The sequence below is a fragment of the Gemmiger sp. genome (assembly GCF_036306485.1).
Classification (GTDB): Bacteria; Bacillota; Clostridia; order Oscillospirales; family Ruminococcaceae; genus Gemmiger.
Genome location: NZ_JAXJZK010000001.1, coordinates 19,014 through 43,488, shown reverse-complemented (window position 1 = coordinate 43,488; position 24,475 = coordinate 19,014). Strand labels below are relative to the sequence as shown.

The 24,475-nt window shown below is 64.8% G+C and carries 26 protein-coding genes and 1 tRNA gene; 14 read left to right on the top strand and 13 right to left on the bottom strand.

From position 1 onward, the window contains the following. The first annotated feature begins 7 nt into the window (after positions 1–7). Genes U0L91_RS00225 through amrS form a run of 3 tightly spaced genes read left to right on the top strand, consistent with a single transcriptional unit; the run spans position 8 to position 2,749 of the window. A complete protein-coding gene (locus U0L91_RS00225) occupies positions 8–499 on the top strand; it encodes a prolyl-tRNA synthetase associated domain-containing protein (protein ID WP_330043847.1) in 492 nt (163 codons plus the stop codon). A gap of 40 nt (positions 500–539) precedes the next feature. Next, a complete protein-coding gene (gene amrA / locus U0L91_RS00220) occupies positions 540–1,928 on the top strand; it encodes an AmmeMemoRadiSam system protein A (RefSeq protein ID WP_330043845.1) in 1,389 nt (462 codons plus the stop codon). Further along, positions 1,925–2,749 carry an AmmeMemoRadiSam system radical SAM enzyme gene (gene amrS, locus U0L91_RS00215; protein ID WP_330043844.1) on the top strand — a complete coding sequence of 275 codons (825 nt, stop codon included), beginning with the start codon at positions 1,925–1,927 and terminating at the stop codon, positions 2,747–2,749. Before amrA ends, amrS begins: the two co-directional genes overlap by 4 nt. Before the next feature lie 46 nt (positions 2,750–2,795). On the opposite strand, the gene U0L91_RS00210 is transcribed toward amrS, so the two are convergent. Next, entirely contained in the window at positions 2,796–4,088 is a 1,293-nt protein-coding gene (locus U0L91_RS00210) for a sensor histidine kinase (protein WP_330043842.1), read from the bottom strand. Continuing rightward, positions 4,081–4,779: a response regulator transcription factor gene (locus tag U0L91_RS00205; protein WP_330043841.1), complete on the bottom strand. Its 699-nt coding sequence runs from the start codon at positions 4,777–4,779 to the stop codon at positions 4,081–4,083. Before U0L91_RS00205 ends, U0L91_RS00210 begins: the two co-directional genes overlap by 8 nt. Before the next feature lie 153 nt (positions 4,780–4,932). Between U0L91_RS00205 and U0L91_RS00200 the strand changes: the two genes are divergently transcribed. The 5 genes from U0L91_RS00200 to U0L91_RS00180 are packed head-to-tail and all read left to right on the top strand — an operon-like array spanning position 4,933 to position 11,969. Next, positions 4,933–7,209, top strand: coding sequence for an extracellular solute-binding protein (locus U0L91_RS00200; RefSeq protein ID WP_330043839.1), 2,277 nt, complete (start codon positions 4,933–4,935; stop codon positions 7,207–7,209). Between the two features lie 4 nt (positions 7,210–7,213). After that, positions 7,214–8,602: a carbohydrate ABC transporter permease gene (locus U0L91_RS00195; protein ID WP_330043837.1), complete on the top strand. Its 1,389-nt coding sequence runs from the start codon at positions 7,214–7,216 to the stop codon at positions 8,600–8,602. Next, entirely contained in the window at positions 8,599–9,462 is an 864-nt protein-coding gene (locus tag U0L91_RS00190) for a carbohydrate ABC transporter permease (protein WP_330043835.1), read from the top strand. The genes U0L91_RS00195 and U0L91_RS00190 overlap by 4 nt, the downstream gene beginning before the upstream one ends. 24 nt (positions 9,463–9,486) lie before the next feature. Continuing rightward, positions 9,487–10,932 carry a hypothetical protein gene (locus tag U0L91_RS00185; RefSeq protein WP_330043833.1) on the top strand — a complete coding sequence of 482 codons (1,446 nt, stop codon included), beginning with the start codon at positions 9,487–9,489 and terminating at the stop codon, positions 10,930–10,932. Next, on the top strand, positions 10,929–11,969 hold the full coding sequence (locus tag U0L91_RS00180) for a hypothetical protein (protein WP_330043831.1): 1,041 nt from the start codon (positions 10,929–10,931) through the stop codon (positions 11,967–11,969). Before U0L91_RS00185 ends, U0L91_RS00180 begins: the two co-directional genes overlap by 4 nt. Here U0L91_RS00180 and U0L91_RS00175 read toward each other — a convergent pair. The 4 genes from U0L91_RS00175 to U0L91_RS00160 all read right to left on the bottom strand — a co-directional run bounded on the left by U0L91_RS00175 (position 11,893) and on the right by U0L91_RS00160 (position 13,446). Beyond that, positions 11,893–12,162: a GNAT family N-acetyltransferase gene (locus tag U0L91_RS00175; protein ID WP_330043830.1), complete on the bottom strand. Its 270-nt coding sequence runs from the start codon at positions 12,160–12,162 to the stop codon at positions 11,893–11,895. The two genes, U0L91_RS00180 and U0L91_RS00175, sit on opposite strands and share 77 nt — an antisense overlap. A 58-nt stretch (positions 12,163–12,220) precedes the next feature. Continuing rightward, positions 12,221–12,610 carry a rhodanese-like domain-containing protein gene (locus U0L91_RS00170; RefSeq protein ID WP_330043829.1) on the bottom strand — a complete coding sequence of 130 codons (390 nt, stop codon included), beginning with the start codon at positions 12,608–12,610 and terminating at the stop codon, positions 12,221–12,223. Then, entirely contained in the window at positions 12,607–13,143 is a 537-nt protein-coding gene (locus tag U0L91_RS00165) for a GDSL-type esterase/lipase family protein (RefSeq protein WP_330043828.1), read from the bottom strand. The genes U0L91_RS00170 and U0L91_RS00165 overlap by 4 nt, the downstream gene beginning before the upstream one ends. A gap of 72 nt (positions 13,144–13,215) precedes the next feature. Beyond that, the gene (locus U0L91_RS00160; RefSeq protein WP_330043827.1) at positions 13,216–13,446 is read right to left on the bottom strand and encodes a hypothetical protein; all 231 of its coding nucleotides are present in this window, start codon (positions 13,444–13,446) and stop codon (positions 13,216–13,218) included. A gap of 112 nt (positions 13,447–13,558) precedes the next feature. On the opposite strand from U0L91_RS00160, the gene U0L91_RS00155 reads away from it, so the two are divergent. The 4 genes from U0L91_RS00155 to mgsA all read left to right on the top strand — a co-directional run bounded on the left by U0L91_RS00155 (position 13,559) and on the right by mgsA (position 17,003). After that, positions 13,559–15,244: a recombinase family protein gene (locus U0L91_RS00155; RefSeq protein ID WP_330043826.1), complete on the top strand. Its 1,686-nt coding sequence runs from the start codon at positions 13,559–13,561 to the stop codon at positions 15,242–15,244. A 1-nt stretch (position 15,245) separates the two neighbouring features. Beyond that, the gene (locus U0L91_RS00150) at positions 15,246–15,593 is read left to right on the top strand and encodes a sigma-70 family RNA polymerase sigma factor (protein WP_330043825.1); all 348 of its coding nucleotides are present in this window, start codon (positions 15,246–15,248) and stop codon (positions 15,591–15,593) included. A gap of 203 nt (positions 15,594–15,796) precedes the next feature. Continuing rightward, positions 15,797–16,540, top strand: coding sequence for a nucleotide-binding protein (locus U0L91_RS00145; RefSeq protein WP_330043824.1), 744 nt, complete (start codon positions 15,797–15,799; stop codon positions 16,538–16,540). A 58-nt stretch (positions 16,541–16,598) separates the two neighbouring features. Next, positions 16,599–17,003, top strand: coding sequence for a methylglyoxal synthase (gene mgsA / locus U0L91_RS00140; protein WP_330043822.1), 405 nt, complete (start codon positions 16,599–16,601; stop codon positions 17,001–17,003). Between the two features lie 93 nt (positions 17,004–17,096). On the opposite strand, the gene U0L91_RS00135 is transcribed toward mgsA, so the two are convergent. The 4 genes from U0L91_RS00135 to U0L91_RS00120 form a co-directional block, all read right to left on the bottom strand. Beyond that, positions 17,097–17,552, bottom strand: coding sequence for a hypothetical protein (locus U0L91_RS00135; RefSeq protein ID WP_330043820.1), 456 nt, complete (start codon positions 17,550–17,552; stop codon positions 17,097–17,099). A gap of 15 nt (positions 17,553–17,567) precedes the next feature. Next, positions 17,568–17,990, bottom strand: a complete 423-nt coding sequence (locus tag U0L91_RS00130; protein ID WP_330043819.1) for a hypothetical protein — start codon at positions 17,988–17,990, stop codon at positions 17,568–17,570. Next, the gene (locus U0L91_RS00125) at positions 17,972–18,382 is read right to left on the bottom strand and encodes a PadR family transcriptional regulator (RefSeq protein ID WP_330043817.1); all 411 of its coding nucleotides are present in this window, start codon (positions 18,380–18,382) and stop codon (positions 17,972–17,974) included. Before U0L91_RS00125 ends, U0L91_RS00130 begins: the two co-directional genes overlap by 19 nt. A gap of 125 nt (positions 18,383–18,507) precedes the next feature. Further along, complete coding sequence (locus U0L91_RS00120; RefSeq protein WP_330043815.1) at positions 18,508–18,852, bottom strand: winged helix-turn-helix domain-containing protein; 345 nt, start codon at positions 18,850–18,852, stop codon at positions 18,508–18,510. A gap of 190 nt (positions 18,853–19,042) precedes the next feature. Here U0L91_RS00120 and U0L91_RS00115 point away from each other — a divergent pair, with 190 nt between their 5' ends. Next, positions 19,043–19,258 carry a helix-turn-helix domain-containing protein gene (locus U0L91_RS00115; protein WP_481804508.1) on the top strand — a complete coding sequence of 72 codons (216 nt, stop codon included), beginning with the start codon at positions 19,043–19,045 and terminating at the stop codon, positions 19,256–19,258. A gap of 52 nt (positions 19,259–19,310) precedes the next feature. On the opposite strand, the gene U0L91_RS00110 is transcribed toward U0L91_RS00115, so the two are convergent. Next, the gene (locus U0L91_RS00110; protein WP_336647529.1) at positions 19,311–20,492 is read right to left on the bottom strand and encodes a pyridoxal phosphate-dependent aminotransferase; all 1,182 of its coding nucleotides are present in this window, start codon (positions 20,490–20,492) and stop codon (positions 19,311–19,313) included. A gap of 139 nt (positions 20,493–20,631) precedes the next feature. Between U0L91_RS00110 and U0L91_RS00105 the strand changes: the two genes are divergently transcribed. Further along, positions 20,632–21,183 carry a hypothetical protein gene (locus U0L91_RS00105; protein ID WP_330043813.1) on the top strand — a complete coding sequence of 184 codons (552 nt, stop codon included), beginning with the start codon at positions 20,632–20,634 and terminating at the stop codon, positions 21,181–21,183. A gap of 78 nt (positions 21,184–21,261) precedes the next feature. Here the strand turns inward: U0L91_RS00105 and U0L91_RS00100 are convergent, their stop codons facing one another. Both U0L91_RS00100 and U0L91_RS00095 read right to left on the bottom strand, forming a co-directional pair. After that, positions 21,262–23,889, bottom strand: coding sequence for a hypothetical protein (locus tag U0L91_RS00100; protein ID WP_330043811.1), 2,628 nt, complete (start codon positions 23,887–23,889; stop codon positions 21,262–21,264). Between the two features lie 467 nt (positions 23,890–24,356). Further along, positions 24,357–24,432, bottom strand: a tRNA-Val gene (locus U0L91_RS00095). Between the last annotated feature and the right edge of the window lie 43 nt (positions 24,433–24,475).

Genomic DNA, 24,475 nt, shown 5'->3' with positions numbered 1-24,475 from the left:
GGTTCCTATGACCAAACAGGAAGTCTATGAATTTCTCGACGCAAAGCAGATCGAGCACGAGATCACCGAGCACACCGCCGTCTACAACATGGAGGAGCTGGCGCAGGTGGCGCTGCCCTACCCCGACCGCGACGCCAAGAACCTTTTTGTGCGGGACGACAAGCGGCGCAGCTACTACCTGATCACGGTGCGGGGGGACAAGCGGGTGAACCTGAAGGAGTTCCGCCGCCGGCAGGGCACCAAACCGCTGACCTTTGCCTCGCCGGAGGAGCTGCAGGAACTTCTGGGCCTGATTCCCGGCGCGGTGACCCCCTTCGGCCTGCTCAACGACACAGCGTGCCGGGTACATTTTTATATTGACCGGGATTTTTGGCAGGGGTCCGGCCTGATCGGCGTACATCCCAACGACAACACCGCCACGGTCTGGCTGAAGGCCGAGGACCTGGTGGCGCTGCTGCGGGAGCACGGTACCGCCGTGGACATTGTGGACCTGGACTGAAACCGGAAATCCGCTGCATCACCGGAAAGGAGTGACCGATATGCCGATGCTTGGTGCTGTACTGACCCCACATCCGCCCGTGCTGCTGCCCGAAGTGGGCAAAGGCCGGGAACGGGACATTGCTGCGACGGACCATGCGATGCGCACCGCCGCCGCGGAGGTGGCCCGCTGGAACCCCGACGTGCTGATCGTCGCCTCGCCCCACACGATCCTGTATGCGGATTACTTCCACATTGCGCCGGGCAGCGGCGCGGCGGGCTCGATGGCGGCCTTCGGAGCGCCGCAGGTTCGCCTGGAAGTCACCTATGATGCCCCGTTGCGGGAGGAAATCCTCCGCCGCGCCGGACAAGCCGGTCTGCAGGCCGGCACGCGGGGTCAGCGGGACCCCAGCCTGGACCACGGCGTGCTGATTCCGCTGTATTATCTGCGCAAGGCGGGGGTCACCTGCCCCATGGTGCGGATGGGGCTGTCCGGCTTTTCGGCGCTGGACCACTACCGGCTGGGGCAGTGCGTGGCCGGGGCGGTGGAGGCTTTGGGCCGCCGCGCCGTCTTTGTGGCCAGCGGGGACCTGTCCCACAAGCTCCGGGCCGACGGCCCCTACGGCTTTGCGCCGGAAGGCCCGGTCTTTGACGACGCTGTGACGCGCACGATGGCCTCCGGCAACTTTCTTGAATTCCTGACGATGGACCCGTCCCTGTGCGAGCGGGCGGCGGAATGCGGTCTGCGCTCCTTCCAGATCATGGCGGGCGCGCTGGACGGGCTGGCGGTTGCCCCCCGGCTGCTCAGCCACGAGGGGCCCTTCGGCGTGGGGTACGGCGTGGCGCTGTTCCCGGTCACCGGGCAGGACGACACCCGCCGGTATGCCCCGGCCTGCGAGGCGGCCCGCAAAGAACGGCTGGCCGCCCGCCGCGCCGCGGAGGACCCCTGGGTGCGGCTGGCGCGCCTGTCGCTCGAGACCTATCTGCGGCAGGGGCAGATGCTGCAGACCCTGCCCGGGGACCTGCCCGCCGCGCTGACCGGGGAGGCGGCGGGGGCCTTTGTCTCGCTGCACAAGGACGGGCGGCTGCGCGGGTGCATCGGGACCATCGCCCCCACCCAAGCCAGCGTGGCCGAGGAGATTGTGCACAACGCGGTTTCGGCCGGGACCCGGGACCCGCGTTTTCCGCCGGTACGCGCCGACGAACTGGACGAGCTGGAATACAGCGTGGACGTGCTGGGCCGACCCGAACCGGTGGACTCGCCCGCCCGGCTGGACCCCAGACGCTACGGCGTCATTGTCAGCTATGGGCGCAGGCGCGGCCTGCTGCTGCCTGACCTGGACGGCGTGGACACGGTGGACCAGCAGGTGGAGATTGCCCGCCGCAAGGGCGGCATCGGGGAGAATGACCCCTACACACTGCAGCGTTTCAAGGTGGTGCGGCATGTATGAAGGCGATCTGTGAGCTGTGTTTTCACCGCTGCCGGCTGGACGAGGGCCAGACCGGCGCCTGCCGGGCCCGCGCCAACCGCGGCGGCGTCATTGTGCCGCTGAACTACGGTCGGATCACCGCGCTGGCCCTCGACCCCATCGAGAAAAAGCCGCTGCGCCGGTTCCATCCCGGCAGCCTGATTCTGTCGGTGGGCAGCTTCGGCTGCAACCTGCACTGTCCGTTCTGCCAGAATGCCGGGATTGCCGCCGTCGGGGCGGAAACCGACACCCGGGACTGCTCCCCTGAACAGCTGGTGCAGCAGGCCCTGCGGCTGCGGGACCGCGGCAACATCGGCGTGGCCTATACCTACAATGAGCCGCTGGTGGGGTACGAGTATCTGCGGGACTGCGCCGTGCTGGTTCACCGGGCGGGGATGGTCAATGTGCTGGTGACCAACGGCACGATTGCGGAAACACCCTGGCGAGCGCTGCTGCCGCTGATGGACGCGGTGAACATCGACCTGAAAGGCTTTACCGAAGGCTGGTACAGGCGCCTTGGCGGCGACCTGGAAACCGTCAAGCGGTCCATCGCGCTGGCGGCGGAGCAGTGCCATCTCGAGGTCACCACCCTGGTGGTCCCCGGCGAGAACGACAGCGAGGCCGAGATGCGGGCGCTGTCCGGCTGGCTGGCTTCGGTCAGCCCGGAGATTCCGCTGCACGTTTCCCGCTTTTTCCCGCGGCACCGGATGCAGGACCGCCCGCCGACGCCGGTGGATACCGTTTACCGTCTGGCACAGGCGGCCCGGGAACAGCTGAAATACGTCTATACCGGCAACTGCTGACCGGAAAAGAAAACCAAAAAAGACAGGGCACGGACCCTGTCTTTTTTCATATGGCTTTGGCGGTCCACTCGACCACAAAGGTGGCCCCGCCGCCGGGCGTATCCTGCACCCGCAGGCTGGCCCCGTGCAATGCGGCGATCTCGCCGGCGACGGCAAGGCCGAGGCCAAAATGGGCCTTGTCGGTGCGGCTGCGGTCCCCCCTGGAAAATCTCTCGAAAATTCGCTGTTTTTCATTGTCCGGTATGCCCGGGCCATGGTCCGTCACCGCGATGCGGAGGGTGCCTGACACCCGGGCCCGGATTTCCACCGGCGTGCCGGCGGGGGTGTACTCAAACGCATTGTTCAGCAGGACGGCAAACAGCTGTTCCAGCCGCTGGGTGTCGGCGTGCAGGTCCGGCAGCGGGTTGTCCGGCAGATCGAGGGTCAGCGTATGCTGATGCAGGCGCGCAACCGGGGCGAACCGTTCATACAGCTCAATCAGAAAGGTATCGGTGCTGATCGGCGCGAGCGAGGTACGCCACACACCGGCATCGCCGCCGGCCAGGATCAGCAGGTCCTCGGTCAGGCGGGACAGCCGGTCCACCTCACAGACCGCATGGTCGAGGAAGCGGGGGGCCTGATCGGCCGTCCCGGGCGCCTGTGCGGCCTGCAGGCTGGCCTTGAGCACGGTCAGCGGGCTGCGCAGCTCGTGCCCGGCTGCGGCGATGAACTCCCGCTGTTTCTGCATGGCCTGTTCGGTGGGGCGCAGTGCGCGGCAGACCATCCAGTGGGAGAGCAGCGCCAGCACCGCTGTGCCGACCGCCCACAGCCCCGCATACTGCCAGATCATGGCGCGCAGACGGGCCTGCAGGGGCTGCATGTCCCGGATGACGTACAGGGCCACGGCGCTGGGGACCTGTTCATGGGGCAAGAGCAGGGCGGTGCCGGTATAGCTGCCGCGCAGCGCTGTGCCCGGCAGCGGGAAACTGACCTTCTGGCGGCGCCGGCTGTCGGGGTTCAGTCCGGCCGCAGCCGCCTGTTCCTTGGCCAGGCCGACCAGCTCGGCGCGGTCGTCGGCGGGCGTCCACCCGCCCGGGAAGGCCAGCGGCTGGCCGTTATCCTCGAGATACAGGATCAGCCGCCCGTCGGTTTCCTGCCGTGCCAGCCAGCTGTCCCGCACCAGACCGTTTTCGCTGACGGCGTCCGCGACCGCCGTGACGGTGTTGGCAAACACCAGGTCCGCCCCGGCGACCGCCTCGTTCTGGGCCATGCGGCAGGTGGCGGCCAGCGCGGCCGCCAGCACGGCGGCCGTGAGCAGGCTGAACAGCACCGTCAGACGGAGGCGCAGACGGTCAAGCATGGGACGCCTCCTCCCCGGCGGGCAGCAGACGGTACCCCGAACCGCGCACGGTCCGGATCACCGCCCGGCTGCCCACCGCGTTCAGACGGCGGCGGATAAAGCTGACATAGCTGTCAAGGCTTGCCTCCTCGATGTCGGCATCGGAACCCCAGACACTGCCCAGCAGCACGGCGCGCGCCCGCAGCCGGCCGGGTGCGCGGCAGAACACCGTGAGCAGGTCACATTCCCGGCGGCTCAGCGTGACGGTCGCGGACGGCCCGGTCAGCGTCTGCTGGGCGGTGTCCAGCACAAGGTCCCCGCAGACGATGCGGTGCGCCGTCTCGTTCAGGTCGGCCGGACGGCGGACCAGTGCCCGCAGCCGGGCCAGCAGTTCCCGGGTATCGAAGGGCTTTGCGAGATAATCGTCGGCCCCGGCATCCAGCCCGTCGACCCGGTCCCCGACCTGCCCCAGGGCGGTGAGCATGAGCACCGGGATGCGCACCCCGTCCGCGCGGGCGTGCTTCAAAAGGCGGAGCCCGTCCAGTTCGGGCAGCATCCGGTCCAGGATGCAGGCATCGTAATACCCCGACCTGAGAAGTTCCAGCCCGTCGGCGCCGTTGTGGCAGCAGTCCGAGGCAAACCCCGCGGCCTGCAGCGTGGGCTGCAGGACCTGGCAGAGTGCTTCATCGTCCTCAATCAGTAAGATGCGCATGAAACATTCCTTTCCGATGTGACAAGTTTTCAATCAGATTCAGTATACGCCAAAAGTCTGGAAGAAACCTGAAAGGCGGGTTTCAGGTTTTTTCCAGACTGTTTTGCTAGAATGCAGGTGTTCCGAAATTCCCATGATTGTTTGGAGGCAGCCATGAAAACTGTAAACAAGCTTCTCTCCCCGCTGGTGGCCGGGATGATGGCGATTTCTCTTGCCGCGTGTACGGCATCCGGCACCGCGCCGGACAGCGCCGACGGCACCGCCGCCCAGACCGCGGCCGTTCCCCAGGGGCGCTGGGTGGAACAGCAGGCCACCGGACTTCCGGCCGGGCTGCTGCTGACCTGCCCGCCCGCCGCACTGGCGGACGGCAGTCTTGTGCTCTATGCCCGGGACGAAAGCACCGAGACCTCCGCCACCGTCCGCCTGACTTCCACCGACAACGGCGCCAGCTGGCAGGCCGAGACGCTGGACTGGGCCGAGAAGGCCGGCCCGCTGGTATACTGGGCGGCCACCCCGGACGGCACCGTGGTATTTGAAGCCATGGATTCCACAACCTGGCTGGCCCGGCCGGACGGCAGCCTGACCCAGCTGGACCTGAACCCCGACGGCGGCGGATTGCGGATCGCCCAGCTGTGTTTTCTGCCCGACGGCACGCTGGCCGTGATCCCCTCGGGCGGGCCGGGCATCTCTCTGCCCGGCAACCTGCTGTTCTACGACGTGGAGGCCCGGCAGGCAAAATGCTGGATATCGCTGGGCGTGGACACCCAGAACCAGACCGATGTGGCCATCAGCGCAGACGGCGGAGGCTACTTTTACGGCAGCAACGAGATTGCGGGAATTCTGCCGGCCAGCGATGAAAACGGCGCCTTCCTGTATTATCTGACGGCCAACGGCGATCTTTGCCGCGCCAACCAGGACGGCACCACCCAGACGGTCCAGTCCGGCTTTGTGTCCGACCCGTATGCCGTCCAGACCGCCATGGGGGCCGACAAGTCCATCTGTTACGTCAACAGCACCGGCATTTACCGGCAGGCCCAGGGCGGCGGCCTGAGCGAACAGGTCGTGGATGGCTCCGGCACCGCGCTGTCCCTGCCGAGCAACTACATTTCCGAGCTGTTCTGTGCCCCGGACGGCAGTTATCTGGTCATTTTGCAGGATGACGCGATGCAGTCCACCCTCTGCCGCTATGCCTTTGACGCGACGCTCTCCGCCGCGGCCGACACGCTGGAGGTCTGGAGCCTCGAAGAGAATTCCACCGTCCGCGCGGCCATCCAGGCCTTTGTCGGGCAGAATCCCGACTGTGCGGTGGATTACCAGGTTGCCATGCAGGACGCCGCCGGCCTGACTGCCGACGACGCGCTGCGCACGCTGAACACCGAACTGCTGGCGGGGGAAGGTCCCGACGTGATGATTCTGGACGGCGCGGATCTGGACGCCTTCTCGGCCAGCGGGCTGCTGGCCGACCTGTCCGGCACGGTGGACCCTGACAGCCTTTACGATTTTGTGGCCGACGACTATACCGGCGCCGACGGCAGTCTCTGCCTGCTGCCTGCCCGCTTTACGGTTCCGGTCATGCACGGCGCGGCCGGCACGCTGGACGGCGTCTCGACCCTGGAGGATGTGGCGGCGCTGGTACAGCAGTATCCGCCCCGCCCGGCCGAGACGAGCTGGGCGCCGCTGGAGGAATCCGAGCGGTACGCCCTGGGCTTTGACAGCGTGGACAGCCTGGTCCGGTTTGCGCTGCAGACCTCCGAGCCGGCGCTGCTCCCGGCGGATCATCTGGACGAAACCGCCCTGCGCCGTCTGATGACCTTCCTGGAAACGGTCGGCAATGCCTACGGCATGGCGGACTACCCCGAGCCGGACCCGATGGGCGGGACCGTAAGCAGCTTTGGCGGTGTGGACGCCGTGACCTGGAACGAGGCCATGTCGGAGTACGCCCAGGCCGGGCGCGCAGTGTTCGGCTACGGCACCATGACGACGCCCGCCTGGCTGGGCGCCACCGATTCCGACCAGCGGGCCACCGGCCAGACCATCCTGCAGCCGGGACTCTGCGAGGGGGTCTATCTGCCCTCCTGTTTCGCGGCGGTCCGCGCCGACAGCGACCGTGAGGACTACGCCCTGGCGTTTGTGAAGGCCCTGTTCAGCGACGGCGTGCAGGGCAGTTTCCAGTATGACGGCATGCCGGTGACCAAGGCGGGGATGCAGGCCTTCTTAGACCGCAATCTCGAAGCCATGCAGGAAAACGGCTACACCGGCGGCTTTGAGGAACTGCTGGCCCGGCTCTCAACCCCGGTCGTGGTGGACCAGGCCCTGCAGGACAGTCTGATCGCCCACACCAAGGCCCTGCTGTCCGGCAGCGAGACGATGGACCAGGCGGTTTCCGGCGTGGTCAGCGACCTTTCGCTCCGCTTTGCGGAGCAGGGGTAAGGCTATGCCCCGCCGCAATCCGGAAAGCCGGGCCGCGGCCCTCTTCCTGCTGCCCAGCCTGACAGGCACGGCGGTCTTTGTGCTGGTTCCCTTCCTGGAGACGGTCCGCCGCAGCTTCTGCGACGCAGCGGGGCGGCAGTTTGTGGGGCTGACCAACTACCGGTCGGTCGTGCAGAATGCCGCCTTCCGGCTGGCGGTCCGGAACACCGCGCGGTTCCTCGGTGTCTGTGTGCCGCTGCTGCTGGCCGCCAGTCTGCTGCTGGCGCTCGGGGTCCGAGCCGTGGCCCGCCGCCGCGACGGCACCGAAACCCGCCGGGGCCGGGTGTTCCGCACGAGTTTTCTGCTGCCGATGGCCATTCCGGTCGCCAGCATCGTCATTCTGTGGCAGGTTCTGTTTGCCCGCAACGGTCTGGTCAACGGGGTGCTTTCCGCCCTGGGCAGGCCGCCGGTGGACTTTATGGGCACCGGGGCGGCCTTCTGGGTGCTGGTCCTGACCTATGTGTGGAAAAATGCCGGCTATGATATGATCCTCTGGCTGGCCGGGCTGGACGGCATCCCGGCGGACCTGTACGAGGCCGCCGCGGTGGACGGCGCCAATGCCTGGCAGAAGTTTTTCTGCATCACGCTGCCCAATCTGCTGCCCACGCTGGGCCTTGTGGGGATGCTGAGCCTGCTCAACAGCTTCAAAGCCTTCCGGGAAGCCTTTCTGGTGGGCGGGAGCTACCCCGACAAGAGCATGTATCTCTTGCAGCATCTGTTCAACAACTGGTTTCTCTCCCTGGATCTTCCCCGCCTGACGGCCGCGGCCGTGCTCACGGCGCTGGCCCTTTCGGGTCTGATTTTTGTGTTGCAGCGGGCCTTGACCCGGGATGACTGCGTATTTTTCAAAGGAGGATTTCCCATGCGGAAGATTGTTTCGTTGGCCGCAGCCGCCTGCGCGCTGCTTCTGACCGGCTGCGGTTCCCCGGCCGGGTCCGCGGCCTCTCTCTCGGGGCAGAGCGTCCGGCCCTCGCCTGCGCCGGCCGTCACCGCCGCGCCGTCGCCGGAGCCCTCGGCGACGCAGAGTACCCTCTTTGACGCGGATGCCGCGGCATACGACGGACTGGTGGAGGAACGGACGGACACCGGCTTCCTGCTCTGCCCCACGGTGGTCGATTCGCAAAGCGCCGGGAGCGATGGCTGCGTCATGGCGCAGGCCGATACCGGCTCGGCGTTCGCCGTGACCTGCCCCGAGGACACCCGCTATCTGGCGATTTACGCCGACGGGAACGGAACCTCCCGCCAGGAGGAAGGCACTGCCGAGATGATCCGGGAGAACGCCTATGTCTACATCACCGGCAGCATGACGGACGACGGTTTCATCGCGGACACCGTCGCCATCCTCAACCCGTGAAGCCCGCGGCAGCCCGCGCCCTGCTCACCGTCGTGCTGGGCGCCGCGGCCCTGACCGTCTGGTGGCCGCTCTGGTTTCTTTTCTTCGGGACGCTGACGCCGGCGGATGAACTCGCCGCCACGATCGGCCCGGCCCTGAGCGGCGCAGCATCCGGCGCGGCGCGGTGGCAGCTTCTGCCCAGCTGGCCCACCCTGCAGCCCCTGGCCGGGCTGCTGCTGGACACCCCGCAGTTTTTTGCGATGTTCTGGAACAGCTGTTTGCAGGTGTTTCCCCAGCTGCTGGGGCAGCTCTGCCTGGGCACCCCGGCGGCCTGGGCGCTGTCCCGCCTGCGGTTCCGGGGACGGCAGTTCTGGATGGGTCTGTACATTCTGCTGATGCTGCTGCCCTTTCAGGTCACGATGGTGCCCAACTATCTGGTCCTTGACCGGCTGGGCTTGCTGGACACCCACTGGGCGCTGATTCTGCCCGGCTGTTTTTCCGCCTTTCCGGTGTTTGTGATGGCACGGGGGTTCGATGCCGTGCCCCACGCCCTGCTGGAAGCCGCCGCGCTGGACGGCGCCGGACCGGTCCGGGCCTTCTGGCACATCGGGCTGCCGCTGGGTACGCCGGGCATCCTCTCGGCGATGGTGCTGGCCTTTCTGGAAGGCTGGAACGCCATCGAACAGCCCATGACCTTTCTCAGGAATCCCGCCCGCTGGCCGCTCTCCCTCTATCTTGCCTCCGCTGCCGGTCTCGACGGCACAGGGCTGGCTGCGGCCATGGCGGCCAGCCTTGTCATGCTGACGCCCGCCGTCCTGATTTTCCGCTTCGGGCAGCCCTATCTGGAACTGGGCATTCAGGCCAGCGGCCTCAAAGAATAGCGCTATTCATAAGGAAGCAGATTCATGAAACATCGTTTTTCATTTTTGCCGCAAGCGGTCACCGCGTGGCGGGACAGCGATCCCCAGCAGGCCGGACGTCTGGGCACGGTGGGAAAATTCTTTGCCGCCATGCTGCTGTTGACGCTCGTTGCCCGCGGCATTGCGGGGGCCAGCATGCCCCGGATCACCGTGGGGCAGGCCAGCGCCGGCACCATCACCCGGAGCAGCACGGTCCAGGGCAGCATTTCGGTTCAGGGCGGCACGCCGATTTCCGTCCCGGAAGGGCTGCTCGTCGCCGAGGTCACCGCCACCGCCGGGCAGCATCTTGCAAAAGGAGAGGCGATTGCCCGGTTTGACGCCGCCGCCCTGGCACAGGCCATCGCGGAAAAGCAGGCGCAGGTCGGGCAGCTGGAAACCTCTGCTGCCCAGCTCTCCGACCCCGACCAGGCGGACAGCTTCGCATTGCAGCAGGCCCAGCAGCAGCTGGACCGCGCCTATGCCGACACCCGGCAGACCTGGCAGGCGGGGGAGGAAACGGTGGCCAAGGCGCAGCAGCAGCGCGACGAGGCCCAAAGCGCGCTGCGCGCCCTGCAGAGCCAGCCCGCCGCCACCCCCGAGAGTGCCGAGGCCGAGCGGCAGCAGCAGATTGCCGCCGCGCAGTCCGCGCTGGATGCCGCCGAAACCGCCCTTGCCGCCGCGCAGGAAAGTGCAGCCGCCGCCAACAAGGCGGCGACGGACACCGCCCAGAACTATGAGGATGCCCGCGACAGTGCCGCCCACAGTTACCGCCAGTCCGCCGCGGACCTGGCGAAGACCAACGCAGCGAATCAGGCCCAGGCAGCCGTGACCCGGGCGCAGCTGGACGCCGCACGCGCCACTCTGGATGCCCTGCAGGCGCTCGAACAGGCGGGCGGTGTGCTGACCGCCCCCGCCGACGGCACGCTGACCCGGCTGGACCTTGCGGCGGGGCAGGCCAGTTCCGCCGTGGCGGGCCTGCTGGCCGATGAGACCACCGGCAGCGTGCTGACCTTTTCGCTTGACCGGGAGGCTGCCGGCCTTGCCACGGTGGGAACGTCGGTGACGGTGACGCAGGGCAGCCGGTCGGCACAGACCGCCATCACTGCCCTGGCCGATCCGGCGGAGGACGGCAGCGTGCGGGTCACCGCCCTGCTGGACGCCGGCGGCTGGCAGGCGGGTGCCGCCTCGGTGGAACTGCGGCTCAACGCGGGGCAGTACCCGCAATGCCTGCCCGCCACCGCCATCCAGACGGACAGCAGCGGAACCTTTGTCTATCTGATGGAGGAGCAGTCCACCCTGCTGGGCCGGCAGAACGTCCTGGTCCGTCTGCCCGTCACGGTGGAGGCACAGGGGGACGGGATGGCCGCGGTCTCGGGCAGCATCAGCGGCCAGGTGGTCACCGGGGCGGACAAACCGCTCTCGGCAGGCGCCTGGGTGAGGGTTGCCTCATGAGGCGGCTGGGTCCGGTGCTCGGCTGGCTGCTCATCGCCGCGGCCGTCTGGGGCTTCTTCGCGGCTGCGGCGGGGCTTCCTGCCGACGGCTATGAGCTGCGGTTCGATGCGCCGCTCAGTGCCGGGCAGGCCGAGTCCCTCTGCCGTGCCGCCGCAGAGCAGGGTCTGGATCTCGCCCTCTGGCGGGAGGAACCGGTCACCCTGACCACCGCGTTGGGCCGCCGCACAACGGCCCGGCGGATTGCGGTATACGGCAGCCCTTCCCTCTGCTTTCCGGCCGACGCCGTGTGCGGAACGGTCCCCGGTGCGGGCCAGACAGACGGCTGCGCCGTCAGCGCCGGATTGGCCGATGCCCTGTTCGGAAACCGGGACGCGGCCGGACTGACACTGACGGCGGACGGCGAATCCCGCCGCGTCACCGGTGTGCTGACGGGGAAGGAAGCGTTCCTGCTCTGCCCCGAAACGGCGGATTCCGGCGCCGGCTGCTCCGCCGCCTCCCTGCGTATCCGATCGGGCGGCAATCCGCGCGGCACGGTACAGAGCCTTCTGCAGCGCGCCGGCCTTGCGGAAAGCGACACGGTGCTGCTGCCCGTCGGCACGCTGCGTCAGTTCCTGACCGCGGCGGGCTGGCTGCCGCTCGTCGTCACGGCACTGCTGCTGGCACGGCAGCTGGGGCAGCGGCTGCCTTCGGGACTGCGCCGGGCGGCGGGGTTCGGGGTGCTGCTTGCCGCCGCGCTGGCCCTGCCTGCCCTGCTGGGGGTGCTGCCGCGCTGGCTGATTCCCGCCCGGTGGTCCGACCCGGGCTTCTGGACCGATCTGGCCGACATGGCCCGGCAAAGTCTGCTGGCGTTTGTCTCCCTGCCGGACACGGTGCGGGATCACGGGCTCGCAGGGCAGCTCCTGGCGTCAGCCGGCTGCGCCTTGATGCTGTGTGCGGGAGCCCTGCTGTCCCGCCCGGCCGTCACACCAGGAGATCCTGCTGATCCGGATGCACCGAAAACCAGTGGACGGCATAGGAGCAGGTGGGGTGAGCCCTGAGCCCCTGTTGACGCAGGGTATCTGCCGCGGCCTGCAGGAGCTGGCCGGCCACCCCCTGCCCGCGCAGCGACGGGTCCACAAAGGTATGGTTGATGACGGCCACGCCGCCTTGCTGCGGAAAGGTCACTTCCGCCACCAGCCGGCCGTTCTCGTCTCGGGCAAAAATCCGCCCGGGTTCGCTGCAAAAGTTCATAACCGATCACCTCTTTGAAGATTCCCGGCGCCCGGCAGCTTCTGCCGGGCGCTGCGTTTTACGGTTCAATCTCATACGGCCAGGTGGAGATGCCGCCGAACTCGAAGATGTTGGAATAGCCCAGTCCGGCCAGCGCCGCGGCGGCGGTCCTGCTGCGGTTGCCGCTGCGGCAGTACACAAGGACCGTGGTGTCCTTGTCCGGGATGACCTCGGCGGCGGATTCCTCGGTGATCTGCCCCACCGGCAGCAGCACGGCGTCGGGAATATGGCCGCTGTCGTATTCGTCCTGTTCGCGGACATCCAGGATCAGGACTTCCCCGGTGTCCATCATCTCCTTGGCTTCCTCCTGGCTGATCTGCCGGTAGCCGCTGTCCCCCGCCGTTCCGGCCGCGCCGCATCCGGTCAGCAGCAGAAGAAACGACAAAACCAACGGTACAATCTGTTTCATGGGTTGACCTCCCGCTCCAGTTGTTCGGCAAAGGCCCGGTGGCCCTGCCCGGTAAAATGCACGCCGTCAAAGGCGAGTGTCACATTCCAGTTTCCCGCGTCGGCAAACTTGGTGCCCAGCCGTCCGGCCAGCGCCCGGTAGCACCGGGCCAGCGTGCGGGACGCGTCGATCAGCCCCTCGTCGGGCACCCAGGCGCCGAGGGTCAGGGGCGGCGGCGCGATCAGCAGGATCTTGTCCGGCGCGACGGGCAGGCTGGCCAGAAAGCGCTCCATCCGCCCGGTTGCCTGCTGCGGGGTGCCGCCCTGCAGCAAATCGTTGGTGCCCAGCATCACGATGAGCAGATCCGCTTCCGCCGGGAGCGCGACGGGCCGCTGCGGAATACACCGACCGTTCTCCCCGAGGTTGACGACCTGCCAGCCGGTCTTTTCGGCAAGAAGGTCCACCCAGCGGCTCTCTTCGGGATACCGCCCGCCGAGCCAGGAGCGCGGGTCATAGCCGTAGGTGTTGGAATCCCCGAAACAGACAACTTTCATGCGGTCACTCCCTTCCTCGTTTTCATTATACCAGGAGCGGCAGGCTTTCTCAACAAGAGGGCCCCCGGAGCATCACGCTCTCCGGGGACCCTCTTGTTCTGCCGGTTCCGATTCGGCTCGTTCCGCCGCAGCCATCACGGCCTGCAGAAGATCCAGCTTCTGACGCACGGGGCAGCTCAGCCTGCTGATGGTGCCGATCACGAAATCGGCGTGCGCCTCCGCGACCCGCCGGGCCAGCTCGCCTCTGCCCTCCCCGGTCGCCGGAAACTGCACGATGACCCGGATGGGCGCGCCGCTTCTCATCCGCTCCACCTCCCGCTTTTCGTCGTTTGGTGTATTGTATGGCGCCGGGCCGGTCTGTTATGACGCTTTTGGGGCGTTCCTGCATAGAATTGCGGCAGAAGGGGGGCTTTCCATGCCCAAGAACCAAGAGGTCATTGCGATCTATTCCCGCAAATCCCGCTTTACCGGCAAGGGGGAGAGCATCGGCAACCAGGTGGAGCTGTGCCGGGCGTACATCCGCACCGCTTTCGGCGACGACTTGGCCGACGGGGCCGTCGTCTTTGAGGACGAGGGGTTTTCGGGCGGCAATCTGAACCGTCCGGATTTCAAACGGATGATGCGCGCTGCCCGCGAGCGCCGGTTCAGGGCCGTGGTGGTCTACCGGCTGGACCGGATCAGCCGCAACATCAGCGACTTTTCGGCGCTGATTGAGGAGCTGGGGCGGCTGGACATCGACTTTGTCTCGATCCGGGAGAGCTTTGACACCTCCAGCCCCATGGGCCGGGCCATGATGTACATTGCCTCGGTGTTCAGTCAGCTCGAGCGGGAGACCATCGCCGAGCGCATCCGCGACAACATGCACGAGCTGGCCAAGACCGGGCGCTGGCTGGGCGGCATCACCCCCACCGGCTACACCTCGGAGGCGGTCCGGACCGTCACGGTGGACGGCAGGAGCAAGCGGGCCTGCAAGCTCAAACTCATCCCCCAGGAGGCCGACATCGTGCGCCGGATCTATGCGCTGTACTGCGAGACCGGCTCGCTGACGATGACCGAGGCGGAACTGCTGCGCTGCCAGATCAGGACCAAAACCGGCCGCAGCTTCACCCGGTTTTCCATCAAGGGCATTCTGCAGAACCCGGTCTATCTCATGGCCGACCGGGACGCCTACGAATATTTTATAGAGAAGCAGGCCGATCTGTTCTCCCCGCCGGAGGAGTTCGACGGCGTCCGGGGGATTCTGGCCTACAACCGCACCGCCCAGCAAAAGGGCCGGGCCACCGTCTATCTGCCCGTCAGCGAGTGGATCATCTCGGTCGGGCAGCATCCCGGCCTCATCCCGTCCGGGACCTGGATTCACGTCCAGGAGTCGTTGGAACGCAACAAATCCCGGGCCTACCGCCGCCCCCGCCGCAACGAGGCACTGCTCACCGGGCTGCTGTGGTGCCGCTGCGGCAGTCGGATGTACCCGAAGCTTTCCGGGCGGGTCACGGCGGACGGCAAGCCGGTCTATACCTACGTCTGCAAGATGAAGGAGCGCAGCAAGCGCAGTCTGTGCCGCTGCTCCAACGCGGGCGGCCGGGCGCTGGACGATGCCGTTCTCGGGCAGGTCGGGCAGTTGTCCGGCGATGGGGGCGTCTTTGCGGCCCGGCTGGAACAGGGCAGACGGTTTTTCGCCGGCAGCCGGGAGGAGTCCGACAGCCAGCTCGAAGACTTGCGGCAGCAGCAGGCCGGGACGGAGCGGAAGATCGGCGCGCTGGTGGACTCGCTGGCCGATTTTGACGGCAGCACCGCCGCGAGCCATATCAGGCAGCGCATCGAGGAGCTGCACGCCCGCAGCGCCGGGCTGCAGGCCCGCATCACCGAGCTGGAAGAGCGGACCGACCGGCACGCCCTGAGCGGCGCCGCGTTCGACCGGCTGCGGCAGACGCTCACGGTGCTGCGGGACGGCATCGACGGGATGACGGCCGAACAGAAACGGACGCTCCTTCGCACGGTGGTGCGCAAAGTCGTCTGGGACGGCGAATGCGCGCAGGTGGTGCTGTTCGGCGCGCAAGACGGCGCTGCGGCCGGAGCGCTTTGGGGGGAGGATAGCAAATGAGATGCGGATGCAGCTGCGGCGGACGCGGCGGGAAGGGACGCAGGTTTCGCTGCAGGAGCCGCTGGAAGGCGAAAACAGCATGCTGACGCTGGCCGACGTCCTGCCCGACGAGCCGGCCATGGAGGACGGGTGCGAGCGGCGGGATCTGGCCGCGAGGCTGCGGGCGCTGCTGCGCCAGCTGCCCGAGAGGGAGCGGCAGATTGTATCGAGCCGGTACGGGCTGGACGGCGGCGCGCCGCTGACCCAGCACGAACTGGCCGCCAGGCTGGGCATCAGCCGGAGTTATGTGTCCCGGCTGGAAAAGCACGCGCTGGAAATGCTGCGCCGGCTGTGGGGGCAGCGGATGTAAAAAAAATGGGACGGTCCGGCGGAAACGTTTCCTTTTGTGCTTGCTATCGTTAGATTGCTACAAAAAAACTAGGTATTTTTTATCAAATTATCAGTTGTTTCTCCCACATGTTTGTGTTAAAATAATAGACGGGGTTTCTTCCTTTTTGGCGCAGCATCGTGCTGCGAAGGGGTGTTATTGCCCCGGAACAAGGGAGGAATTTCGTGAACGCACAAACCATCATGATCTGCTCCGGCAAGGGCGGGACGGGCAAGAGCACCGTATCCGTACTGGTCGGGGCCAAGTTGGCGGCCCGCGGCAAGCGGGTCCTGCTGATTGAGCTGGATTCCGGTCTGCGCAGCGTTGACGTGATTTCCGGGGTATACGGAAAGACCGTCTATGACATTGAGGACGTTCTGTGCGGACGGTGTCCGGGTGAAAAAGCCATTGTACAAAGCCCGCTTTACCCGGGGTTGTCGGTGATCAGTGCGCCGTATGAGGGCGGTGAAGTCCGCGCGGCGCCGCTGGCCGGCCTGATCCTGGCCATGCGGGATTATTTCGATTTTATTTTGCTGGACACTGCCGCCGGCATGGGCGCGCCGTTCTGTGCGGCCGATCAGCTGGCGGACCGCGCGCTGGTGGTGCTGACACCGGACCCCATTGCGCTGCGGGACGGCAGGATTGTGGCCGACACGCTGCTGCAGCACGACCACGCGCCTTCGTCGGTCCGGCTTGTTGTGAACCGTGTCTCGCGCAGCAGCTTCGGGCGGGATTCGGCGGTGTATGATCTGGACGAATGTATTGATACCGTAGGCTTGCAGCTGATCGCCGTGATCCCCGAAAGTCGGGAACTGCAGCAGGCCGGTGCAGCCGGAACCGAGCTGCCGCCGGGATGTCTCGCCGCTCTGGCCGGGGAAGCTTTGGCCGGGCGTCTGCTGGGGGAACGCATTCCCCTGGTTGCTCTGTGATCCTTGCACAGCAGAAATCCGCCCGTTACGTTGATATAGATGGAAGCGAGGGAGCCTTATGACAATCGCACTGGTCGCGCATGATACCAAAAAAGAACTTATGGTTCAGTTCTGCACCGCGTACCGCCATATCCTGAGCGAGCACCGGCTGATTGCAACAGGCACCACCGGCCGGATGGTGGAGGAGGCGACCGGTCTGCCCGTGCAGCGCTTTCTGCCCGGAGCCCACGGCGGCGCACAGCAGATCATGGCGCGGATTGCCTGTGATGAGGTGGATATGCTGCTGTTTTTCCGCGACCCCATCAGCGCCAAGCCCAGCGAACCCAATGAGATGAATCTGCTGCGCATCTGTGACGTGCACAACATCCCGGTGGCGACCAACATTGCCACCGCCGAAGTGCTGATCCATGGCCTCGAACACGGGGATCTGGACTGGCGCACCATCCTGAACCCGCAGCACTGACAAACGCAGACAAAAGCCCCTGTGCCGGCCGGCACAGGGGCTTTTTTTGCAGCAAAAAAGCAGCGCTTCCCTGCCGGGGAGCGCTGCCGGGATTCAGGACAGATTGCCGTTCTTGTCGCAGGTCAGCGTCAGGCTGATGGGCACGTCATGGCCTTCGCCGGACAGGGTGGCCGTCAGGCGGACCGAAGCGCCGCTGCACCAGGTGGATTCGCCGCCGTAGCTCCAGCCGGAAGCCGTGACATGGCTGGCGGAAACGCCGGTGGCGGTGGCGGAGCTGCCGTCATAGCTGAAGCTGCCGTTGAGGTAGACCGTGGCAATGTGACGGCCCTCGTAAGTATACTCGGCATGCTTGCTGCCCACCTTGGTGGAGGAGCGGGCCTGTGCGGCGGATTCCGTCACGGTGGTCACGACAACCCAGCCGTCGCCGAGGTCCTCGGTGGTGGTGCTGACGGTGCGCTGCGCCGACGCCGGGAGTTCCTGCGCCACGCAGGGCAGTGCCAGACCGACGGCCAGTGCCAGACAGACAAAGAGCGAAACGAGTTTTTTCATGATACTACCTCCAGTTTATTCTATGATCGGCGGCGGGGTAGGCATTCCCGAAAGGTCCGCTCCCCCGTCGTAGTCAACAACACCGCTCTGTTCATGGATGACGACCACGCCGCGCACGGCGTAGTAATAGATCACCAGCCCCGCCAGGACTGCCAGCATGGCACAGCCGGCCGCCACGGCCCCGCGCAGCAGATGCCGGCGGCGGGTGCGGTGCCGGCGGACCGTCTCGCCGGGCAGCAGGGACAGGTATTCCCGGGCTGCCTCCTCCGGTGTGCCGATCTGCGCCACAAAATCCTCGAACGCCGCGTCGGGCTGTTCCTGAAAGAACTGGTCGGCGCAGCTGTGTATGTACCCTTCAAAGGCGAGAGCCGCCTCCCGCCCTCCGGGCAGATAGCGTCGTGTCCTGCGGCAGTATTGTTTCAGTTCCCGCTGATGCATGAGCCGTCCTCCCCGTAGAGCTTTCCGTCCTTCGACAGCAGAGCCTGGATGGTCTGTGTCAGAAGGCTGTATTCCCGGATCAGTTCCTGCAAGTAGGTCCGGCCCTGGTCCGTGATTGCAAAATAAACGCGCGTCCGGTTGTCGGTGATCCGCTTTTCCGCCTCCCGGATCTGCCCCTGCGCCTGCAGGCGATAAATGGCAAGATACAGCGTGCTGAAGGTCAGGACCCCGTCGGTCAGACGGGACAATTCCTGAATCATCTCGTAGGCATACATGTTTTTCTGACGCAGCAGAAAGAGTACGAGCATCTCTGTGGTCGCTTTTTTCATCGCTTCACGCAGCCCTGCGGGCGTGCCGCTCTTGGACGCGGCGGTTCCCGAGGATTTTGACATTGACTCGCCCCCTGTTCTGCCCACAAAATGTTCACATGAAATTATAGCACAGACTGGTCCGGTTTTTCAATGGAAGTTCCTGTCATCTGCGACAAAACCGCCGGGCGGGCGGCCCGGCGGTTTTGTCAGACGTGATGGCGGGACCCTGTGCGCAGCGGCGAACAGGACAGCGTGAGGCGGTATCCCACCTTGTAGACGGTCTGGATGTCATCCTCAAGACCGAGCTTGCGGCGCAGACGGTTGATGTGCACATCGACGGTCCGGCTCTCGCCGGCATAGTCGTAGCCCCAGGCCTGCTGCAGCAGCTGATCCCGCGTGAGGGCCAGCTCCCGGTTGAGCACCAGCACTTCCAGCAGGGAAAATTCCCGCGGGGTCAGGGAGATCTCGTCCCCTGCACGCCAGATCCGCCGTGCCCCGAAATCCACCCGCAGATCCCGCCATTCAAAGATCCGCTTTTGCTGCCGTTCCATTCCGTCTGCCGCCCTCCCTTTCTTTCAAAAGTATAGCCTGTCAAACTGAAAATATCCTGAAAGACCGGCATTTCCCCTTCATTCTAGCGCAAAATCCGCTAGAATGCAATAGCGGATAATCCGCTATGCTACAATTTTACAAAGTAACAAGCGAGCCGTCCGGCTCCTGGGCAGGGGGAAAAGCTGCGCCATGCTGTATCGCCGCATCCGCGATCTGCGGGAGGATCACGATTTGACACAGAAACAGATGGGACAGATTTTGTCCTGCAGTCAGCGGGTATACAGCAACTATGAGCGCGGGGAGCTGGACATTCCGACCGAGGTGCTCCGCAAGCTGGCAAAGTTTTACGGTGTCACGTCGGATTATCTGTTGGAGCTGTCCGACATTCCCTGGCCGTACGGCTGAAACGGCAACAAAAAACGGCGCTTTCCGGGATGAGGGAAAGCGCCGTTCTGATTTACTGCCGGATCAGGCCGCTGGCCTGCACGGCGGCCACGGCCTCGCGGATTTTTTCGACGGGGAGGGTCAGCGCAAAGCGGACATAGCCTTCCCCGGAGGGGCCGAAGCTGGAGCCGGGGGTGCAGATGACACCGGCCTTCTCGATGAGGGCCAGGCAGAAGTCCATGCTGTTCGCATAGCCCTGCGGCACGGGGGCCCAGACGAACATCGAGCCGTGGCTGTCCGGGACGTTCCAGCCGATGGCGCGCAGGCCGCCGCACAGGGCGTCGCGGCGGCGCTGGTACTCGGCACACTGGGCACGGACGGCCTCACGCGGGCCGGTCAGGGCCGCGATGGCCGCCTTCTGGACCGGGATGAACATGCCGAAATCAATCTGGGTGCGCAGTTTCTTGCAGGCGGCCACGACGTCGGGGCGGCCCACCAGGAAGCTGATCCGCGCACCGGTCACATTGAAGCTCTTGCTGAGCGAGAAGAACTCCACCGCGCAGTCCCGGGCGCCGGGGACGTTGAAGATGCTGTGGCCTTCGGCGCCGTCAAAGATGATGTCGCTGTAAGCGTTGTCGTGGACGAGAAGGATCTCGTACCGGTTGCAGAAATCCACGATCTCGCGGTAGATTTCCGGCGTGCCGACACTGCCGACCGGGTTGGCGGGCAGCGAGACGATCATGTACTTGGCGCGGCGGGCGACCTCCTCGGGGATTTCGCGGACGTTGGGCAGGAAGTTGTGTTCCCGGGTCAGATGGTAATAATAGGGCACGCCGCCGCCCAGCCGGGACCCCGTGATGAACACCGGGTAGCACGGGTCGGGAAGCAGCACGGTGTCGCCGTCGTTGAGCAGCGCCATGCCCAGGTGACCGATGCCGTCCTGGCTGCCCGAAAAGCTCATGACCCGGTCGGGGGTGATGTCCTCCACCCCGAACCGGCTGCGGTAGTAGTCACAGACGGCCTGCAGCATCTCGGGCAGGTCGCGCAGCGAATACTTCCAGTTTTCGCTGTCCGACGCCGCCTCGATCAGGGCCTGCTTGATGTGGGGCATCGGTTCAAAATCCGGCGTGCCCACCGACAGATTGTACAGCTTTTTGCCCGTTGCTTCGAGGGCTACTTTTTTATCGTTCAGGGCCGCAAAAATTTCCGGTCCGAACAGCTCCAGACGCTTGGAAAAGTCCATCGAAAATGCCATTCGGAAACACCTCATTCACAATAATTTTGCAATTCCACTCTACTATACCATCCCCCGGCAGCTTGCGCAAGAGGTCAGAAGGTGATATAATACGCCATAAACCATGAAATTTCCCGCTTGAAGAGAGCTGTCAATGTTTATGAAAAAATCATCCAACCGCAAAGCCGCAGCTTTTCTGCTGCTGGGCGTGGGTGTGGCCGGGCGTGCGTTTCTGTCCATGCCGGACAGCGTCAGCACACTGGAACTGAGTCTGACCGCGCTGCTGCTGGTCGGGGCGCTGCTGCTGTCCCGGCAGCTGCTGCGGCCGCTGGTCGCCGCGGTGATTGCGCTGGGCCTGGAACTGGTCCTGTGCGGGGACTGGGTTCATCAGGGCGGTCTGCTGGCTGCCGCGTCGCCGTTTCTGCGCCTGGCCGATCTGTGGGTCCTGCTGGGACTGGTCTCGGGCGCGCTGGATGCCGCACGTCCCGCCCTGGACGATCTGCGCTACACCCGCAGCACCCACAACATGCTGCTGACCTCCACCGCCCTGCTCGCACTGCACACGATGCTGCGGCTCATCAACATGGCGGTGCCCCACAACACCCTGCTCAACCAGTTTGTCTCGATCAGCTTTGTGATCTTCTCGGTGTCGCTGCTCTGGTTCACCATCCTGATGATCCGGGCCTACAACACCCTGCGGCGTGCCGGCTGATCCGGCCTGGTTCTCTGACCGACAAACAGCGGCCGGTCCCCATCCGGGGACCGGCCGCTTTGTCATGTCCGGCTGCCGTTACAGCTTTCTGCCGGTATTCACATCAAAGGTGTAGGTCTGACCGTCAATCACGGCGACGCCCTTGGCCATCGTGCCGAACATCGGGTCAAAGTAATACATGCCGTCGTCGCTCCAGCCCTTGATCATGCCGCCGTTGGCATCGTACCGCACCCATTTGCCGGTGCCGTCGGGGCGGTCCGCCCAGACGCCCGCCTCGGACTCCTGGTAGACATCCTTGGACACAGCCTTCTTGCCGTAGTCCACATTGTCCAGCCAGTACCAGGCGTTGGAGGCCGGGTCATAGATCTCCTTGCCGCGGTAGCTCAGGTCCGGCGTGCCGTCCGCATTGAGCTGGCAGCCCTGCCGGATGCCGCCTTCGTACCAGTACTCGCCGCCGTCAATCGTCAGCCAGGCCTTGTCCAGCATCACGCCGGTCGCGGAATCAAAGCCGTAGTGCATGCCGTTCAGCAGGATGTCACCCTTGGCCATTGCACCGGTGATCAGGTCATAGTAGTAGGTGCCGTTCCCGTTGTTGTACCAGCCCTTGACCATGTGGCCGTCGGTATCGTAGCGCACCCACTTCGGGTCGCCCTGCATGCCCTCGTAGTCCATGTAGACCTCTTTATCGACGGCCTTGGCGCCGCCCTGGATGGCATCCAGCCAGTACCAGGCATCCGTGCCGGGGTCGTAGATTTCCTTGCCGCGGCCCGTCGTGCCCTGCTGGATGCCGTTTTCAAACCAGTAGTCCTTGCCGCGGATGGTGCACCAGCCGAAATCCGGGACGTCCAGGGGTTTGGTCGAGACGGTCAGCTGGTACAGGCAGGGATCGTCGGGCTTGTAGCTGTTCACGTCCAGGCAACTGATGAGCAGGACGTAATACTGGCCGGCCGCCAGCGTGGTCGTGTAGGATTCTCCGGTACTGTTCACATAATCGGAATAGATCACGCCGGAAGAATCGCGCAGCAGGTCGTTGGAAAGCAGCTGCCGCTGGGAAGAATCCAGCAGATAGGTCAGCCAGTATCCGGAGGTTTTGCTGTACGCCTCGTGGCTGGTCCGGATGGTGACTTCCTGCGGGGAGTCCAGCGTAAAGGTGTAAAGGTCAATGTCGGAGTAGGCGGAAGCCGCCGAGGCGTTGACCACCTGATTGCAGGCAATCGGATCGGCGGTTTCAAACGAGCCGTTGCCTTCCCGCTCCACACTGCCGTCGTCGGGACGGTAGTTGACCCGGTAATCAAAGGTCGAAGAGTACGGCCCGCCGATCCAGAAGAAATAATCGCCGGCGTCCAGCCAGAACTCCTGGCTCTTCCAGGCTTTGGCCCAGTTGCTCCAGAGGTAGGTCACATATCCCTGGGTTTCCAGATCGAACATCTCCATCCGGACATCACCGCTGGCGTTGTCAAACTCAAAGCTGACAATACCGGAATTGTCCAGGTGGAAACGGGCATAGTAGGACTCGGAATAGGTCGAATGATTCGTGCAGTCGGTGTTGAGCGGGGTGACGGGCAGCTCGTCCGCCAGATCCTTCTCCCCGCTGACCAGGATGCCGGTGCTGCTGAAGGTATAGGTCTGCCCGTCGATGGTCTGCTTGCCGGTGAGGGCCAGCCCGTCTTTCAGATAAACGCAGGAATCCAGGTAAAGGCCGGCAAAATAGGACCGCTCCGTGAGGGCGTACCATCCGGATTCCGGATAGTTCGTCCCGTTGTCGCCGCGGAGCACGCCGTTGTCCAGCGTCCAGCGCTTGACGCCGGAACCGAGGCGGTTTCCGGTGGCACCGTAGCCGGTGCTGAACAGCGCCTCGTTGTCGGTGAAGAACAGCTCTTCGCCGTACAGATAGGTATTGGCGGTCGTTTTGCCATACGACATGGCAAAGTGCTCGCGGGAGAACTCCTCGTCGGTCTGTCCGAAGTAGTTCAGATGGGTGGCGGTCTTTTCATCCCAGGTCGGGTCCAGCCAGTAGACCTGGCCGTCCAGCGCCGCCAGCAGGACCGAGTGGGTCACCGAGTACGGCTTCACGGCCCAGTCGCCGCCGCCCTGGTTGGTTGCCACATTGATGATGATCGAGGTGATGCCCTGAGCCGCCAGCAGATCGGACAGCAGCATGCAGTAGCCCTCGCAGGCGCCGGTCCGCTCCCGGAAAATGTCGATGGGATAGGCGTAGTAGGAGCCGTAGGAAATGTTGCTCGCAACCCATTGATACAACGTTCTGGCGCGGTCGTACTGGCTGCCGGTGGTGCCGGCGATGGCATAGGAGAACTGCTGCAGTTCATCAATGGTATATGCCGGCATATTGTTCGCTTTGGAACGATAGTCCGAGTAATAGAACGGCCGGCTGTTCAGCAGGACCTCGCCCATGACCCGGCGGACATTCTTGTTCTGCGTCAGAATGGAGTTCCAGGCCGACTGCCCGTCGGAATTGTAGAGCGGGGCCTCGCTCTGCGACCGGGCGGTAAGGTTGTCCTCCGGGTGGATGGGCGCCGGCGTCTGCGCGTCTTCCGGGGTCTGTGCGGTCTCCGGTGTGCCGGACGCCGCGACCGCGGTCGGGAACGTCGGTGTGGTCTGTTCCGCTGCTCCCGCCGGCAGGGCCGCGCAGACGAGCATGGCGAAGGTCAGTGTCACAGCCACGATCTTTTGTCGCAAGTTTTTCATGATCCTCCTCGTTTCTTTGGCTCAGGCATGGCCGGGACCGTCCCGGCACAACCGATTCAACTTCATTATAAAGGCTCGGCAGGGGGATTGCAATGCGAAACTTTCCCCGATCACGACAAAAAGCCCGGCCGATCCTGCGACCGGCCGGGCTGGAGATCCATGATCCCATCATCAAGAAACGGAAAGATCACAAAAGCTCTGTGTCAATTCAATTTTGCAGCGGATGATCTCCCCGATGTCAAAGGCATTCAGCTGGCATGATTTGGCTGCAATCCCAGTTTTATGATTGCCAACACAAAACCAATCACAGGCAAAGCGGCAGCCGCACATATAGGCCGGAGCCTTAGAGCATCCCTGATAAACTTATCAAGAACGCCTTTTCCTCTTTGACATTTGCGATCCTCAAGTTTACGGGGAAATAAAACACAGACAATAAAAAACCGAACGGTCTGAAACCGTTCGGTTTTTGGTGCGCGGTACAGGACTCGAACCTGTGACCTCCTGCACGTCAAGCAGATGCTCTACCAGCTGAGCTAACCGCGCTCGCCTTGCGACTCAATTACTATAGCAAATTCTTCGGAAAAAT

Excerpts from the sequence above, each read along its gene's own strand:
- U0L91_RS00225 (WP_330043847.1), top strand. The coding sequence starts at position 8 with ATGACCAAACAGGAAGTCTATGAATTTCTCGACGCAAAGCAGATCGAG.
- amrA (WP_330043845.1), top strand. The coding sequence starts at position 540 with ATGCCGATGCTTGGTGCTGTACTGACCCCACATCCGCCCGTGCTGCTG.
- amrS (WP_330043844.1), top strand. The coding sequence starts at position 1,925 with ATGAAGGCGATCTGTGAGCTGTGTTTTCACCGCTGCCGGCTGGACGAG.
- U0L91_RS00210 (WP_330043842.1), bottom strand. The coding sequence starts at position 4,088 with ATGCTTGACCGTCTGCGCCTCCGTCTGACGGTGCTGTTCAGCCTGCTC.
- U0L91_RS00205 (WP_330043841.1), bottom strand. The coding sequence starts at position 4,779 with ATGCGCATCTTACTGATTGAGGACGATGAAGCACTCTGCCAGGTCCTG.
- U0L91_RS00200 (WP_330043839.1), top strand. The coding sequence starts at position 4,933 with ATGAAAACTGTAAACAAGCTTCTCTCCCCGCTGGTGGCCGGGATGATG.
- U0L91_RS00195 (WP_330043837.1), top strand. The coding sequence starts at position 7,214 with ATGCCCCGCCGCAATCCGGAAAGCCGGGCCGCGGCCCTCTTCCTGCTG.
- U0L91_RS00185 (WP_330043833.1), top strand. The coding sequence starts at position 9,487 with ATGAAACATCGTTTTTCATTTTTGCCGCAAGCGGTCACCGCGTGGCGG.
- U0L91_RS00180 (WP_330043831.1), top strand. The coding sequence starts at position 10,929 with ATGAGGCGGCTGGGTCCGGTGCTCGGCTGGCTGCTCATCGCCGCGGCC.
- U0L91_RS00175 (WP_330043830.1), bottom strand. The coding sequence starts at position 12,162 with ATGAACTTTTGCAGCGAACCCGGGCGGATTTTTGCCCGAGACGAGAAC.
- U0L91_RS00170 (WP_330043829.1), bottom strand. The coding sequence starts at position 12,610 with ATGAAACAGATTGTACCGTTGGTTTTGTCGTTTCTTCTGCTGCTGACC.
- U0L91_RS00165 (WP_330043828.1), bottom strand. The coding sequence starts at position 13,143 with ATGAAAGTTGTCTGTTTCGGGGATTCCAACACCTACGGCTATGACCCG.
- U0L91_RS00160 (WP_330043827.1), bottom strand. The coding sequence starts at position 13,446 with ATGAGAAGCGGCGCGCCCATCCGGGTCATCGTGCAGTTTCCGGCGACC.
- U0L91_RS00155 (WP_330043826.1), top strand. The coding sequence starts at position 13,559 with ATGCCCAAGAACCAAGAGGTCATTGCGATCTATTCCCGCAAATCCCGC.
- U0L91_RS00150 (WP_330043825.1), top strand. The coding sequence starts at position 15,246 with ATGCGGATGCAGCTGCGGCGGACGCGGCGGGAAGGGACGCAGGTTTCG.
- mgsA (WP_330043822.1), top strand. The coding sequence starts at position 16,599 with ATGACAATCGCACTGGTCGCGCATGATACCAAAAAAGAACTTATGGTT.
- U0L91_RS00135 (WP_330043820.1), bottom strand. The coding sequence starts at position 17,552 with ATGAAAAAACTCGTTTCGCTCTTTGTCTGTCTGGCACTGGCCGTCGGT.
- U0L91_RS00130 (WP_330043819.1), bottom strand. The coding sequence starts at position 17,990 with ATGCATCAGCGGGAACTGAAACAATACTGCCGCAGGACACGACGCTAT.
- U0L91_RS00125 (WP_330043817.1), bottom strand. The coding sequence starts at position 18,382 with ATGTCAAAATCCTCGGGAACCGCCGCGTCCAAGAGCGGCACGCCCGCA.
- U0L91_RS00120 (WP_330043815.1), bottom strand. The coding sequence starts at position 18,852 with ATGGAACGGCAGCAAAAGCGGATCTTTGAATGGCGGGATCTGCGGGTG.
- U0L91_RS00115 (WP_481804508.1), top strand. The coding sequence starts at position 19,043 with ATGCTGTATCGCCGCATCCGCGATCTGCGGGAGGATCACGATTTGACA.
- U0L91_RS00110 (WP_336647529.1), bottom strand. The coding sequence starts at position 20,492 with ATGGCATTTTCGATGGACTTTTCCAAGCGTCTGGAGCTGTTCGGACCG.
- U0L91_RS00105 (WP_330043813.1), top strand. The coding sequence starts at position 20,632 with ATGAAAAAATCATCCAACCGCAAAGCCGCAGCTTTTCTGCTGCTGGGC.
- U0L91_RS00100 (WP_330043811.1), bottom strand. The coding sequence starts at position 23,889 with ATGAAAAACTTGCGACAAAAGATCGTGGCTGTGACACTGACCTTCGCC.